Here is a 12406-nt window from a genome sequence, read left to right as displayed (position 1 = left end):
AGCGGATTAGATTAACGCTCTGCCCCGGAATGTACCGGGCAGAGCATCGCAAAACAGGAGCGTGCAATGAACAAATGGGTTTATCTGGGCGTTCTGAGCCTGCTTGCCGCATGTGATGTTCCGCAAGCGCCCGTCGTAACCGGGGCAGACGGTCAGGCGCGTATTCAGATCAATACCAGCGGTTTGACCTGCTACAACACCCGGTGCCTGGATATCAATCCGGCCGCACGCAGTGTTCGATCAGTTGGGAATCGGACGACAAGGATCCCGGGCAATATTGATGTCAGCAGCGGAACCGTCACACCTGCTGAATTCGAGCAGATGGGTGTCGCCGCCTCTCTGGCAGGTGGTGTGGGATCGGGTAATCGTTAACAGAGACTGTCCATCTTGCGCGCCAGCTTGGCATCCAGCGAGGACAGGCCACCCACGTCATGTGTCGACAACACAACTTCGACCGTACGATAGACATTCGACCATTCGGGGTGGTGGTTCCACTTTTCCGCGAAAATCGCCACCTGTGTCATCCAGCCGAAGGCATGGACGAAATCTTCGAAAATGAAGGTCTTGGTGATGGCGTCCCGGTCTTCAACCATGGTCCAGCCGTTTTTGAATAGCGGATCCAGCAGCGGGCCGCGGGTCTCGGTCGACAAAAGTTCCGTCATTGCTGTTCCTCCGGGTTCGACTTTCTGAACGGGCCATAATCCGTCAGAATCTCGATCTCTTCTCCCACTGCACGGCCCTCGGCATCAAGATATTTCGACACCGCGTCGGCAAAACCCGGATCACCGATCCAATGCAGGCTATGCGTACGCACAGGAAGATATCCACGCGCAAGCTTGTGCTCGCCCTGCGCACCGGCCTCGACCCGGGCCAGGCCATGGGCAATGGCAAAGTCGATCGCCCTATAGTAGCACAATTCGAAATGCAGACAGGGATGGTGTTCGGTGCAGCCCCAATAGCGGCCATAGAGCGTTTCGCGCCCGATGAAGTTCAGCGCACCAGCCACCGCATAGCCGTCGCGCTCCGCAAGCACCAATGCCATGTCATCAGCCATGGTTTCATGCGCAATATCAAAGAACTGACGCGTAAGATAAGGTGACCCCCATTTGCGCGCGCCGGTATCCTGATAGAACTGCCAGAAGGTATCCCAATGTTCGGGTTGAATATCAGACCCGGTCAGGGTGCGGATTTCCCCACCAAAATCACACGCCTGTGCACGTTCTTTGCGAATATTCTTACGCTTGCGCGAAGACAACGCGGCCAGAAAGCCATCGAAATCCGAATAGGTGTCGTTGAGCCAGTGAAACTGCTGTGAACTGCGAGTCAGCAGCCCCATTTCTGCCCCCGCGAGGGCCTCGGCCTCGGTACAAAATGTGGCGTGCAGCGAAGATACGCGGTTGTCAGCGGCTAGCTGTACGGCGCCCTGAACCAGAGCGGACATGCCGATCGCCTCATATCCGGGGCGAACCAGAAAACGTCTGCCCGTGGCTGGTGTAAACGGAACAGCAATCTGCAATTTGGGATAATAGCGCCCGCCAGCGCTCTCATAAGCATGCGCCCAGCTGTGGTCAAAGATGTATTCACCCTGACTGTGTGACTTGGCATAGAGCGGTGCCGCAGCTATCAGCAGACCGTCCAGATACGCGGTCAGATATTGCGGCTGCCACCCTGTTCCCCGACCAACCGATCCGCTTTCCTCAAGCGCCAGCAGGAATCGATGCGTGGTGAACGGGTCAAGCGGGCGACCACCATCAGCTGTTTCCGGGCAGGCACAACTATCCCAGTCCGCAGCAGAAATCTGCGAGAGCGATCCGAGAACCTGAACTTCAATTTGTGCCTGATCCATGTACCCTCCGCGCTTCAACATTATCTGTGACAGCGAAGGACAGGTTCAACCCGAATACGCGGCCAAATAGCCTTCGAAGGTCACATTGTCGGCAACCTTGCGCGCTTCAGCCTCTTGTTCTACCGAGCGGACGGTCCAGCACAGGATGGGCACACCTTGCGCCTTTAGTTCGGCAACGCGGGGCCGGTCCAGATCATGCACTTCATGGCTGATGAAGCTTGCGCCAACACGGTCGAAATCTGGAATATCCCGCAATTGGTCGCAGATGTCCGCAGGCAGCAACCACTCCTTCGGGTCATAGGAACTGGTGACGATACCCCGGGGTACATGCGGTGCCAAACGCGCCAATTCAGCTACGCTGTTGGGATTGAATGACATCAACGCCAATGGGCCATCATAGCCTTCAAGCGCACGGATCGCGTCCTGTTCCAACGGCCCGATGCCTTTGCCCATCGCCCCGTCTTGATCCTTGAATTCGATCAACAAGGGCACTTTGCCATCAATCAGTTCCAGCACGTCCTGCAACGACGGAATGCTTTCATCATCGGAATGCAGCAGCGTCACAGCCGCGGCCTCATCCGACGAGATCTGCCGGATCGGTCCTGATTGTCCGGTCAAACGGGTCATATCGTAGTCGTGGAACACCATCGCTCGGCCATCAGAGGTGAGCTGCAGATCAATCTCGACCCCATACCCGGCATCCATCGCCGCTTGTACGGCTGCGAGACTGTTTTCCGGGCGTTTGTCCGCTTTGTCATGCAACGCCCGATGCGCGATCGGGCGTTGCATGAATTCTTTTGGCAGGCTCGGCGTCATTGGACTTCGAAGATACCTTCGATCTCAACCGCAACACCCAGAGGCAGAGACGCTGCGCTGACGGCAGAGCGTGAATGGCGGCCTGCATCGCCCAGCGCCTCGACGAGGAAATCGGAGGCACCGTTGATCACCTGCGGCTGCGCCGTGAAGTCAGCGGTCGAGTTCACGAATCCGGTCAGCTTGATCACGCGCACCAGCTTTTCGATGTCACCACCGCAAGCGGCTTTAACCTGAGCAAGCAGGTTGATCGCGCAGACTTTCGCCGCCGCTGCGCCCGCGTCGACATCCATGTCATCACCCAGTTTTCCGGTGATCAGATCGTCTGCCTTGGAAATCTGGCCAGATACGTAGACGATATTGCCCACACGAACAAAAGGCACATAGTTCGCTGCTGGCGCAGGTGCGTCCGGCAGGCTGACGCCGAGGCTTTCCAGTTTTGCTGCGATGCTCATTTGATGGTCCTCACCTTAAAATCGACTCGCGCGGACGCTAACCGGGAAGCCCGACTTGGGAAAGCCGGAAACGGCAATTTTACAAATGTACAAGATCTGGGCGTAACTTCTCTTATTCCGGAGTGTTGATCCTGTGTCACTTTACCTCGGTCGGGCATGCGGGTTAAACGCTAGTTGTTTCAATTAGAGTTTGAAACTTCTATGTGACAGCCACTTGAACCCTTGAAGTCCGACCGCAACAGTATTGATTGAAAGCCAGATCATTCACCTCTGGCACCTTGGAGTACAAATATCGTGTCGAGCAGACTCCGTTTGAAGCACCTTATCATTCTGTCCGTTATGACGGTGCTGAGCGCCTGTGCATCGCAACCTGCGGATCAGGCAGCCCGCGGCGAAGTGTTTGACCCTTACGAAAATGCCAATCGCGGAATTCATAAATTCAATCTGGGTGTCGACCGGTTCCTGTTCCGCCCTGCCTCAAAAGGCTATGTGAAGATCGTCCCCGACCCGATGGTGACAAGCTTCAATCATTTCGCCGAAAACATCTCGCTGCCCGGTCAGGCTGTGGATTACCTGCTGCAGGGCAATCCCAAGCAAATGGGTAATGCGCTGTTGCGGTTCGTCATCAACATGACTGTCGGTGGCATTGGCCTGTCCGATCCAGCCAGCGAGCTGAACCTGCCGCCCGTGGATACGGATTTCGGCGAAACCCTGCATGTCTGGGGTTTTGGCGAAGGTGCTTATGTTGAACTGCCGTTTTATGGCCCCTCAACTACCCGTGATGCCGTTGGAGTTGTGGTCAACCTGTTTTCGAATCCGATCAACTTCACCCCGACACGGCCAGCCGACAACCTGGGTGTTTACGCCGAAGTTGTCCGCCGGATGGGGGATCGTGGTCGATTCTCGGATACGGTGGACTCGATCCTGTATGAAAGCGCGGACAGCTATGCTCAGGCAAGGACCATCTACCTGCAAAACCGTCGCTTTGAACTGGCAAGGGATGATGAGGACGCCTATCTGGGTCTGTATGATGACCCCTATGCCGAAACCGGGACCGACCCTGTCAGGGACCCCTACCTAGACCCCTACGAGGACCCCTATGCCGAGTAACCATTTGAACCGTCGTGGTTTTGTCGCCACTGGCCTTGCCGGTCTGGCGCTTACAGCCCTTCCCCTGCCCGCTTTTGCTCAGACCGAAGCTGAGGCCAAGGCGCTTGTCGTCAGCGTCGTTGATGACATCAATCGGGTAATTGCCTCGGGCAAATCCGAGAAGGCGATGATCCGAGATTTCGAAAAAATCTTCGTGCAATACGCCGATGTGCCGATCATGGCCCGCTATGTGCTGGGGGCTGATGCCCGTTCGGCCAGCCCGTCGCAGCTGAAGCAGTTCACCAATGCGTTTCAGGGTTATATCGCGAACAAATATGGCCGCCGGTTCCGCGAGTTCATCGGCGGTCAGGTCACTGTCCGAAATGCACGCAAGATCAAGGCGGGCTACGAGGTGCGCACCTCGGTCAAGCTTCAGGGCTCGTCCCCGTTTGAGGTGACCTTCCTTGTCTCGGACAAATCGGGGCGTGACAAATTCTTCAACATGTTCATCGAAGGCGTGAATATGCTGCTGACCGAGCGGACCGAGGTTGGCGCCATGCTGGATGCGCGCGGCGGCGACCTGAACCGTTTGATCAAAGACATGAAACAGAACAGGCTCAGCTGATAACTGCAAGCGCGGCTTGTACAATCGCAGTACTCGTTCGAAACACTATATGCTAGGAAAGCCCGCAAACGGCTTTCTTAGCCCAGCCTCTTGAAATCCGCCCTTCAAGCTAGCTACCTTCGCAAACTGCGACGAGATGTGAGCTGGCCCTCATCCTTTCAAAGGACTTTTGGTCGTATTTCCAAATGTAAGCGTCACCTTCCAAGAATTTGTAGATTCGGGGCGATTGCTCGCCAATAATCCAGGTCAGATCCAGATCTTCTATCTGCTGAATTCGACGCGAGCCGCTCAATTCCGACGCGAAATAAAACCTGATCGGTTGGCGAACAACGCACTCAGCCTGCAAATCCATCCCGGTAAGAGTGCGTTTTAACTCCGCCGTCAAAACGAAATGAGCAAATGCGACGCCTATAGGGAAGCTCAGGACCAATAAACACACCAAATATACCGCCGATCGCCTACTGGATATGATAGCAAATCCAAGTGCGACGAGACCTGCGTAGATCACGAAATCAAGACCACAATTGGTGAACCTGTTGTATCCTCCTGACAGCCCGCCAAAGGCGCATTCGAGTCCACTAAGTAACGAACCGAATACCAAGATCAAGGTTGCGATAAAAACGCCTAAAAACAAACGCTTTGACCTATCCACATAGACAAGCAGAAGAACCGCACAAAACAAGATGAGTGTCGAGCGCTGGCCAACCACAAGTGAGGGGTAGACCCAAGTGTTCCCTTTTGTCGCCAGTACCACGTAAATCAGCGGGAATGCGCAGCAGGCAATAACAAGGCAGAGCAGGAACTGGGGTACAGAGATGTACTTTGACATGCGCGTTTCCAAACACGGAATTGAAGTGTCCGGGAAAGCTAGATGCGCCATCGCGTAGTTTATGATCAGCTCATACGCAATTTTGGTGCAGACGGCTGGTTTTAGAAACGCCTATCGATCAAGGCAATTTTGAAGGTATTTCGAAAGGCCGCAAGTCTTCGCGGCCAACCGAAGTATCATAACTGGGTCAATTCAACCGCTCACCAGTTTCCTTGGCAAAGTACGAAACCTTGCTCATGTCAAAGGCGAGGTTCAGCATCTCACCTGCCTGTGCACTGGTCTCGGCGTGCAGTCGTGCGGTGACCTGTTTTCCGCCAAGTTCAGAGACCACGTAAGTGTCCGCCCCGGCCGGTTCGACCATATCAACAAGGCACTCTGCCTCTTGCACCCCTGCACCTGCCCGGAAGCCTGCCTCGGCGATGTCTTCGGGGCGCAGGCCCAGAATGACATCCTGAGGCAGATTCAGATCGCGCGAATCCGTCAGAGTGATTGGTGATCCGGAATCGCGGGCGATCGAGATATGCGTACCGGTCCCATTCCGCTCGGTTCTGGCCGGAATCAGGTTCATCGCAGGTGAGCCCATGAAATCCGCTACGAACAGGTTGGCCGGGTTGTTATAGATCTCGGCCGGGCTGCCGATCTGCTGCACGATGCCGCCTTTTAGCACCACGATCTTAGTGGCCAGCGTCATCGCCTCGATCTGGTCGTGGGTCACGTAGACGATGGAAGCATCCAGTGTTTGGTGCAGCTTCTTGATTTCGGTCCGCATCTCGACCCGCAGTTTGGCGTCGAGGTTTGATAGCGGTTCATCAAACAGGAACAGCTTGGGATCGCGCACCAGCGCTCGGCCCATCGCCACACGCTGCCGCTGTCCACCGGATAACTGGCTTGGGCGCCGGTTCAGCAACTGCTCGATCTGCAGCAGGGATGAGACCTCTTTGAGCTTGGCCTCCTGCGTTGCCGCATCCACGCCGCGCACCTTCATGCCAAAGGTGATATTCTTGGCGACCGACATCGTCGGGTACAAAGCGTATGACTGGAACACCATGGCGATGTCGCGGTCCTTGGGGCTGACATGGGTCATGTCCTTGCCGCCAATGGCCAGTGTCCCACCGGTGATCGGCTCAAGCCCGGCGATGCAGTTCAGCAGGGTGGATTTACCGCAACCCGAGGGGCCGACCAGCACCAGGAAATCGCCCGGTTCGATCGAGATGTTGATGTCTTTCAGAATCTCGGTCGCGCCGTAATTCTTGTAGAGATTGTTGATATCGAGGATGGGAGCCATGGGTTATCCCTTCACGGAACCAGCGGTCAGACCGCGGATGAAATACTTACCGGCAACGACATAGACGAGCAGCGTCGGCAGCCCCGCGATGATCGCGGCGGCCATGTCGACGTTGTATTCTTTGACGCCGGTGGTGGAGTTTACGATGTTGTTGAGCGCAACGGTCACGGGCTGGGTGCCCGCCTGGCTGAACGACACGCCGAACAGGAAGTCGTTCCAGATCTGTGTGAACTGCCAAATGACGGTCACCACGATGATGGGCAGCGACAGCGGCAGGAAGATCGACCAGAAAATCCGCAGGAACCCGGCCCCATCAACGCGGGCCGCCTTGGTCAACTCGGCCGGAATGGTGACGTAGTAGTTGCGGAAGAACAGCGTGGTGAAACCAAGACCATAGATCACGTGGACGAAGATCAGGCCCGGAATGGTCCCGGCAATCCCCATGATCCCCAGCAGACGCGCCATCGGCAGCAGTACAACCTGAAACGGGATGAAGCAGCCGAACAGCATCAGCGAGAAGATGATGTTCGCCCCTTTGAACCGCCACTGCGCCACGACATAGCCGTTCAGCGCACCCAGCAGGGTCGAGATCGCCACCGCAGGCACCGCGATCAGGACCGAGTTCCAGAAATAGGGCCGCAGACCTTCGCACTGGATTCCGGTACAGGCCCCGGACCACGCGGTTTTCCAAGCGTCCAGGCTGACCTCGCGGGGCAGCGACATCAGGCTTCCGGTCCGGATCTCCTCAAGGCTTTTCAGTGAAGTGGTCAACATCACAAAAAGCGGCATGAGGTAATAGAGCGCAAAGAGGCCCAGAAGGACATAGAGCAGCCAGCGCAGGGCGATCTTGCCCATGGCGCTTTGGGTGCGGGTTTGGGGCATCGACAGATCAGTCATTTTTCGCCCTCAGTTCTGAGTAGAGATATGGAACCACGATGGCAAAGACGACCAGCATCATGATCATCGCGGACGAAGCTGCCTGACCGATATCGCCGCGCGAAAAGGCCATGGCGTACATGTAGGTTGCAGGCATGTCTGTGGCATAGCCCGGGCCGCCGCCGGTCAACGCGATGACAAGGTCAAAGCTTTTGATTGCAAGGTGCGCCAGCACGATGAAAGCAGACAGGAAAATGGGGGCCATTGAGGGGATGATGATCGCTGTGTAGATGCGCCATGTTGGGATACCATCGACCTGCGCGGCCTTGATGATTTCACCATCAACCGAGCGCAGCCCGGCAAGGAACAGCGCCATGACAAATCCCGAACTTTGCCAGATCGCAGCCAGAACAATGGTGTAGATGGCGTAGTCCGGGTTCACCAGCCAATCGAACTCGAAATTCGGAAATCCCCAGCCCTGCACCATCGCCTCGATCCCCAGACCCGGGTTGAGAATCCATTTCCATGCAGTGCCGGTTACGATCATCGACAGCGCCATAGGGTACAGATAGATCGTGCGAATGGCCCCTTCGACGCGGATCTTCTGATCCAGCAGGATGGCCAGCAACAGGCCCAGCACCATCGCGATTACGATGAACAACGCACCAAAGATATACAGGTTGTTGATCGCCGTATCCCAACGGGGCGAGTCGAACAGGCGTTCATACTGGATGAATCCCTTGATCTCGTATTTCGGCAGTAGTTTCGATCGGGTCAGCGACACCCACGCGGTCCATCCGATAAATCCGTAGACAAAGATCAATACGGCGATGAACGACGGTGCCAGCACCACCTTGGGCAGGTGGTTTTCCAGCCATTCGGACATTTTTTCCTCCGGGGAAAGATGCTCTGCCCCTCAGTATAGGGGGCAGAGCGTATTGGATCAGTAGCTGTTTGCCACTGCGTCCGCCAATTGCTGAACCGCGTCAGCCGAGGACATATCCGAGTTGAAATGCGCGGTCACAACGTCGGTGATCGCACCAGCCTGCGCACCGCGCAGTGCCATACCATGCGCGTAGGACGGCAGCAGCGAACCGCCTGCCGAGGTCGAGCCCATGTCTTCGGCCGAGATTTGCGCGCAGATGTCGAACGCATCCAGTGCAACGTCGGTCCTGGCCGGGATCGAGCCTTTGTTCAGGTTGAACACTTCCTGAAAGTTTGGCGCAACGATCAGCTTGGCCAGCAGTTCCTGACCGGCGCGCTTGTCGTCACCTTCCACGTCAAACATGGCAAAGCTGTCGACGTTGTACAGGTAGCCGTCGCCGGGGGTCGAGGCGCACAGGAAGTCTTCGCCGGGCTTTTTGCCAGCCGCAAGGAATTCACCCTTGGCCCAGTCACCCATGATCTGGAAGGCTGCTTCGCCATTCATCACCATGGCAGTGGCTAGGTTCCAGTCACGGCCTGAGAAGTTCTCGTCCACGTAACCACGCAGGGTGCGCATCTGGTCAAAAACCTGAACCATCGTGTCCGAGGTCAGCGCCTCTGGGTCCAGATCGACAAAAGCCTTCTGATAGAATTCAGGTCCGCCAAGACCCAGCGCAACGGCTTCGAACACGGTCGCGTCCTGCCATGCCTGTCCACCATGGGCCAGCGGGATCACACCGGCAGCCTGCAGCTTCTCAGCTGCGGCGTTGAATTCTTCCCATGTGGTGGGCATTTCGATACCGTTTGCAGCCAGCACGTCGGCGTTTGCCCAGATCCAGTCGATGCGGTGGACGTTTACAGGTGCGGCGCACCATGTGCCTTCGCACATCATGTGACCGGCAATCGATGCAGGCAGTACGTCCGCCCAACCTTCAGCCTCAGCCACGTTCGAGATGTCAGCCAGAACGCCTTCTTCGTACCATTCCTGAATGGCAGGACCTTTCAACTGAACGGCGGTTGGTGCGTTGCCGGCCAGAACGCGGGCACGCAGCGCGGTCATTGCCGCGTCACCACCACCACCCGCAACGGGCATATCGGTCCAGGTTCCGCCATTCGAGGCAAACTCTTCCTGCAGAACGGCGACCGACTTGGCCTCGCCACCTGATGTCCACCAGTGCAGAACTTCGGCCTGCGGCTCGGCAATAACCGAGGTGCCTGCCACCACGGCCAGAGTCGAAACTGCAGACAGTGCAAAACGTTTCATTTGGTATCCTCCCAGAAACTTCAGTGCCGCCGATCCGGCAGCGATGCGCGATATTACGGGTTGTCGGATACGGTCTGGCAACGCGTATTCTGGGGCAAGACCCAAAGAAGGTGGAAATATTCACCCCTTTTGTTACAGCGTGTTACGTTGGCCTTGAATCTGTTGCCGTTCGTTACAATTGACGGCAACGGTTGAGGGGGAACCGGGGAGGATAAGGTGACCATTCCGCGTCTATTGGTGGTGGATGACGACCCGGACATGCGGTCGATGATGACCCAGTTCTTTCAAAAAAACGGTTTCATCGCGCTGCCCGCCGCGACTGAAAAAGATGTGCTGACCCATTTGCGCGCGGGCCGGATCGATCTGATCCTGCTGGACGTCATGCTGGGTGACGAAAACGGGGTAGAGATCTGCGCCCGCCTGCGCAACGAACAAGATGTGCCGATTATCTTCGTGTCAGCGCTGTCTGCAGATCATCAGCGTATGGCAGGCTACGAAGTGGGCGCCGATGACTATATAGCCAAACCCTTCAACCCCCAGCTTTTGCTGGCACGGGTCCGGGCGGTGATGCAGCGCGCAAGACGGACACCATCGCTGGCCTATCGTCGGCGCACCAAAACATTCCGCTTTGACGGCTGGGTTTTCGACGGCAAGCGGGATGAGGTACATTCACCTGATGGCTATCTCGTATCCCTGTCCCAGCGTGAGACCGCACTGCTCAAGGTGCTGCTGGCAAATCCGCATATCCCTCTGAAGCGTGATGAAATCGCGGCAGCACTCGACGTCACCGGTAGCGATGACAAGCCCGAGGCTCAGGGTCGCGCGATCGATATGCTGGTGGGTCGTCTGCGATCCAAGATTGAAACCAACCCCAAAGAACCCAGAATGCTGCGCACCGAACGCGGTGTGGGTTACATCTTTTCCGCCGAGGTGACCGTGGAAGAAGATGCATGACCCTGCCACTGCGCCGCCTTGGCTGGATCTGGACACTGGCCGCATTTGCTGCGGGCCTTTTGTCCGGAGGGCTTTGGTTTACCTCGGCGCAGTCCTGGGATCGGTATCTGACACAGTCCTTTGTGGCCGGCTTTGCCGTGTACGAAGAATTGCGAACCGGCATGGCTTCGCCGCAGGATGTTTCGATTACGCCATTGTCACCGGACGCGGCGATCTTGGCCGAAGAAGGCAAATTTGAACAAATTCCGGGCTTTTCGGGCCGCCGTTTCGTAACCAACCTGTCGATATTGACCGACAGTTCTTCACCGCTCAGCGGGCGCGAACTGACGCTGGCGGTGATGTCCGACCGGCTGGTCTATCCGGTTTCTGATATTGTTTCGGGCAGCGATCAGACCGGGCCGCAAAAGATGGGAAACCTGACCCGGTTGCTGGCGACCTATTGCAGTGAGCCGATCCTGATCGCCAGATTCGGTCGGGGTGACTGGCAAAGTGTCGATGGAACTGCTGTCTGGGGATGCGAGGCGGCACCAACCGATCTGCGCCTGCCCGCCATATTGATTGCTGTAATCGCGCTTGCCGTCATCCTGACGTCAGTGGGCAACGTGACCGACACCTTTGCCCGGTTCGCTCAGGCACTGCGGGATCGCAGACGCAGGGGTGGGCCGGACAGCTATGACGCGGACGGCCCCGAGGAGTTGCGCGAAATCGTTTCCGCCGTGAATGACCATCTGGACGATGAACGTGCCCAGCTTGAGAAACGTGCGATTGTCCTGTCGGGTGTCAGCCACGATCTCGGCACACCCGCCACCCGGGTACGTCTGCGCGCGGCGTTGATCCCGGATGATGAGTTGCGCGAAAAGCTTGAGGCCGATGTGGATCAGATGACCGGCATGATCGAAAGCGTCCTGACCTATACCCGGTCCGAACTCAGCATCGAAGACCCACGCCAGATTTCATTGACTGCTTTAGTCGAATCTCTGGTCGCCGACTATCAGGATATGGACCTTCCGGTTTCGCTGAAACAAGTTGCTCCTGTAGTGGTAGAAGGCGCCCAATCAGTCTTTGCATCCCGGCGCGGGCAGGGATCGCTGCCTGAAACCAGGCGCATTCTGATCATGGGCCGGCCGATCTCCCTCAAACGCGCACTCAGCAACCTTATCGACAATGCGTTGAAATATGGCCGCCATGCCGAAGTTGCATTGGAAACCGATGCGCAGACAGCGACAATCGTCGTCGAAGACAAGGGAACCGATCTGTCTGTCGAGGATGTCGAGGCCCTGATGGCGCCGTTCCAACGCGGCTCTAACACAGGCTCTTCGGATGGGTTTGGACTGGGCCTGACGATTGCCGCCACCGTAGCCGAACAACACGGCGGGACGCTCAGCTTTGAGGCCGGTGATCAGGGTCTGCGGGCGCGGCTTCGAATTACGCGCCAATAGATTGTCA

At 56.8% G+C, this 12406-nt stretch carries 14 protein-coding genes; 5 read left to right on the top strand and 9 right to left on the bottom strand.

Features of this window, described 5'->3' with window-relative positions; translation table 11 throughout:
• Window positions 1-66 precede the first annotated feature (66 nt).
• The gene (locus GOX61_RS19200) at window positions 67-372 is read left to right on the top strand and encodes a hypothetical protein (RefSeq protein ID WP_170336344.1); all 306 of its coding nucleotides are present in this window, start codon (window positions 67-69) and stop codon (window positions 370-372) included.
• Here the strand turns inward: GOX61_RS19200 and GOX61_RS19195 are convergent.
• The 4 genes from GOX61_RS19195 to GOX61_RS19180 are packed head-to-tail and all read right to left on the bottom strand — an operon-like array spanning window position 369 to window position 3114.
• Window positions 369-662 carry a 4a-hydroxytetrahydrobiopterin dehydratase gene (locus GOX61_RS19195; protein ID WP_155146448.1) on the bottom strand — a complete coding sequence of 98 codons (294 nt, stop codon included), beginning with the start codon at window positions 660-662 and terminating at the stop codon, window positions 369-371. The genes GOX61_RS19200 and GOX61_RS19195 overlap by 4 nt on opposite strands.
• Window positions 659-1846 carry a GNAT family N-acetyltransferase gene (locus GOX61_RS19190; RefSeq protein WP_170336342.1) on the bottom strand — a complete coding sequence of 396 codons (1188 nt, stop codon included), beginning with the start codon at window positions 1844-1846 and terminating at the stop codon, window positions 659-661. The genes GOX61_RS19195 and GOX61_RS19190 overlap by 4 nt, the downstream gene beginning before the upstream one ends.
• A gap of 45 nt (window positions 1847-1891) precedes the next feature.
• Window positions 1892-2662: a glycerophosphodiester phosphodiesterase family protein gene (locus GOX61_RS19185; RefSeq protein WP_170336339.1), complete on the bottom strand. Its 771-nt coding sequence runs from the start codon at window positions 2660-2662 to the stop codon at window positions 1892-1894.
• Window positions 2659-3114 (bottom strand): RidA family protein, encoded by a 456-nt coding sequence (locus GOX61_RS19180; protein ID WP_170336338.1) that lies wholly within the window; start codon window positions 3112-3114, stop codon window positions 2659-2661. The genes GOX61_RS19185 and GOX61_RS19180 overlap by 4 nt, the downstream gene beginning before the upstream one ends.
• 339 nt (window positions 3115-3453) lie before the next feature.
• Here GOX61_RS19180 and GOX61_RS19175 point away from each other — a divergent pair, with 339 nt between their 5' ends.
• Together GOX61_RS19175 and GOX61_RS19170 are read left to right on the top strand one after the other, a co-directional pair.
• Window positions 3454-4224 (top strand): MlaA family lipoprotein, encoded by a 771-nt coding sequence (locus GOX61_RS19175; RefSeq protein WP_155146569.1) that lies wholly within the window; start codon window positions 3454-3456, stop codon window positions 4222-4224.
• Window positions 4214-4828 carry an MlaC/ttg2D family ABC transporter substrate-binding protein gene (locus GOX61_RS19170; protein ID WP_170336336.1) on the top strand — a complete coding sequence of 205 codons (615 nt, stop codon included), beginning with the start codon at window positions 4214-4216 and terminating at the stop codon, window positions 4826-4828. Before GOX61_RS19175 ends, GOX61_RS19170 begins: the two co-directional genes overlap by 11 nt.
• 109 nt (window positions 4829-4937) lie before the next feature.
• Here GOX61_RS19170 and GOX61_RS19165 read toward each other — a convergent pair whose 3' ends face one another.
• The 5 genes from GOX61_RS19165 to GOX61_RS19145 all read right to left on the bottom strand — a co-directional run bounded on the left by GOX61_RS19165 (window position 4938) and on the right by GOX61_RS19145 (window position 10006).
• Complete coding sequence (locus tag GOX61_RS19165; RefSeq protein WP_170336334.1) at window positions 4938-5657, bottom strand: hypothetical protein; 720 nt, start codon at window positions 5655-5657, stop codon at window positions 4938-4940.
• A 187-nt stretch (window positions 5658-5844) separates the two neighbouring features.
• Window positions 5845-6942 (bottom strand): ABC transporter ATP-binding protein, encoded by a 1098-nt coding sequence (locus GOX61_RS19160; RefSeq protein WP_155146456.1) that lies wholly within the window; start codon window positions 6940-6942, stop codon window positions 5845-5847.
• A 3-nt stretch (window positions 6943-6945) separates the two neighbouring features.
• Window positions 6946-7839: a carbohydrate ABC transporter permease gene (locus GOX61_RS19155; protein ID WP_155146458.1), complete on the bottom strand. Its 894-nt coding sequence runs from the start codon at window positions 7837-7839 to the stop codon at window positions 6946-6948.
• Window positions 7832-8704 (bottom strand): carbohydrate ABC transporter permease, encoded by an 873-nt coding sequence (locus GOX61_RS19150; protein ID WP_170336332.1) that lies wholly within the window; start codon window positions 8702-8704, stop codon window positions 7832-7834. Before GOX61_RS19150 ends, GOX61_RS19155 begins: the two co-directional genes overlap by 8 nt.
• Window positions 8705-8761: 57 nt before the next feature.
• A complete protein-coding gene (locus GOX61_RS19145) occupies window positions 8762-10006 on the bottom strand; it encodes an ABC transporter substrate-binding protein (protein WP_155146462.1) in 1245 nt (414 codons plus the stop codon).
• Between the two features lie 216 nt (window positions 10007-10222).
• On the opposite strand from GOX61_RS19145, the gene GOX61_RS19140 reads away from it, so the two are divergent.
• Both GOX61_RS19140 and GOX61_RS19135 read left to right on the top strand, forming a co-directional pair.
• Window positions 10223-10960, top strand: coding sequence for a response regulator transcription factor (locus GOX61_RS19140; RefSeq protein WP_170336330.1), 738 nt, complete (start codon window positions 10223-10225; stop codon window positions 10958-10960).
• Window positions 10957-12399 carry a sensor histidine kinase gene (locus GOX61_RS19135; RefSeq protein WP_170336328.1) on the top strand — a complete coding sequence of 481 codons (1443 nt, stop codon included), beginning with the start codon at window positions 10957-10959 and terminating at the stop codon, window positions 12397-12399. The genes GOX61_RS19140 and GOX61_RS19135 overlap by 4 nt, the downstream gene beginning before the upstream one ends.
• The last annotated feature ends 7 nt before the right edge of the window (window positions 12400-12406 follow it).

The sequence above is a fragment of the Ruegeria arenilitoris genome (assembly GCF_013030265.1).
Classification (GTDB): Bacteria; Pseudomonadota; Alphaproteobacteria; order Rhodobacterales; family Rhodobacteraceae; genus Ruegeria; species Ruegeria arenilitoris_E.
The sequence above is the reverse complement of the archived record's forward strand: the minus strand, read 5'-3'. Positions and strand labels throughout refer to the sequence as shown.

What these genes read in the sequence shown, in the direction of transcription:
- GOX61_RS19200 (WP_170336344.1), top strand. Translation starts at nt 67, where the DNA reads ATGAACAAATGGGTTTATCTGGGCGTTCTGAGCCTGCTTGCCGCATGT.
- GOX61_RS19195 (WP_155146448.1), bottom strand. Translation starts at nt 662, where the DNA reads ATGACGGAACTTTTGTCGACCGAGACCCGCGGCCCGCTGCTGGATCCG.
- GOX61_RS19190 (WP_170336342.1), bottom strand. Translation starts at nt 1,846, where the DNA reads ATGGATCAGGCACAAATTGAAGTTCAGGTTCTCGGATCGCTCTCGCAG.
- GOX61_RS19185 (WP_170336339.1), bottom strand. Translation starts at nt 2,662, where the DNA reads ATGACGCCGAGCCTGCCAAAAGAATTCATGCAACGCCCGATCGCGCAT.
- GOX61_RS19180 (WP_170336338.1), bottom strand. Translation starts at nt 3,114, where the DNA reads ATGAGCATCGCAGCAAAACTGGAAAGCCTCGGCGTCAGCCTGCCGGAC.
- GOX61_RS19175 (WP_155146569.1), top strand. Translation starts at nt 3,454, where the DNA reads ATGACGGTGCTGAGCGCCTGTGCATCGCAACCTGCGGATCAGGCAGCC.
- GOX61_RS19170 (WP_170336336.1), top strand. Translation starts at nt 4,214, where the DNA reads ATGCCGAGTAACCATTTGAACCGTCGTGGTTTTGTCGCCACTGGCCTT.
- GOX61_RS19165 (WP_170336334.1), bottom strand. Translation starts at nt 5,657, where the DNA reads ATGTCAAAGTACATCTCTGTACCCCAGTTCCTGCTCTGCCTTGTTATT.
- GOX61_RS19160 (WP_155146456.1), bottom strand. Translation starts at nt 6,942, where the DNA reads ATGGCTCCCATCCTCGATATCAACAATCTCTACAAGAATTACGGCGCG.
- GOX61_RS19155 (WP_155146458.1), bottom strand. Translation starts at nt 7,839, where the DNA reads ATGACTGATCTGTCGATGCCCCAAACCCGCACCCAAAGCGCCATGGGC.
- GOX61_RS19150 (WP_170336332.1), bottom strand. Translation starts at nt 8,704, where the DNA reads ATGTCCGAATGGCTGGAAAACCACCTGCCCAAGGTGGTGCTGGCACCG.
- GOX61_RS19145 (WP_155146462.1), bottom strand. Translation starts at nt 10,006, where the DNA reads ATGAAACGTTTTGCACTGTCTGCAGTTTCGACTCTGGCCGTGGTGGCA.
- GOX61_RS19135 (WP_170336328.1), top strand. Translation starts at nt 10,957, where the DNA reads ATGACCCTGCCACTGCGCCGCCTTGGCTGGATCTGGACACTGGCCGCA.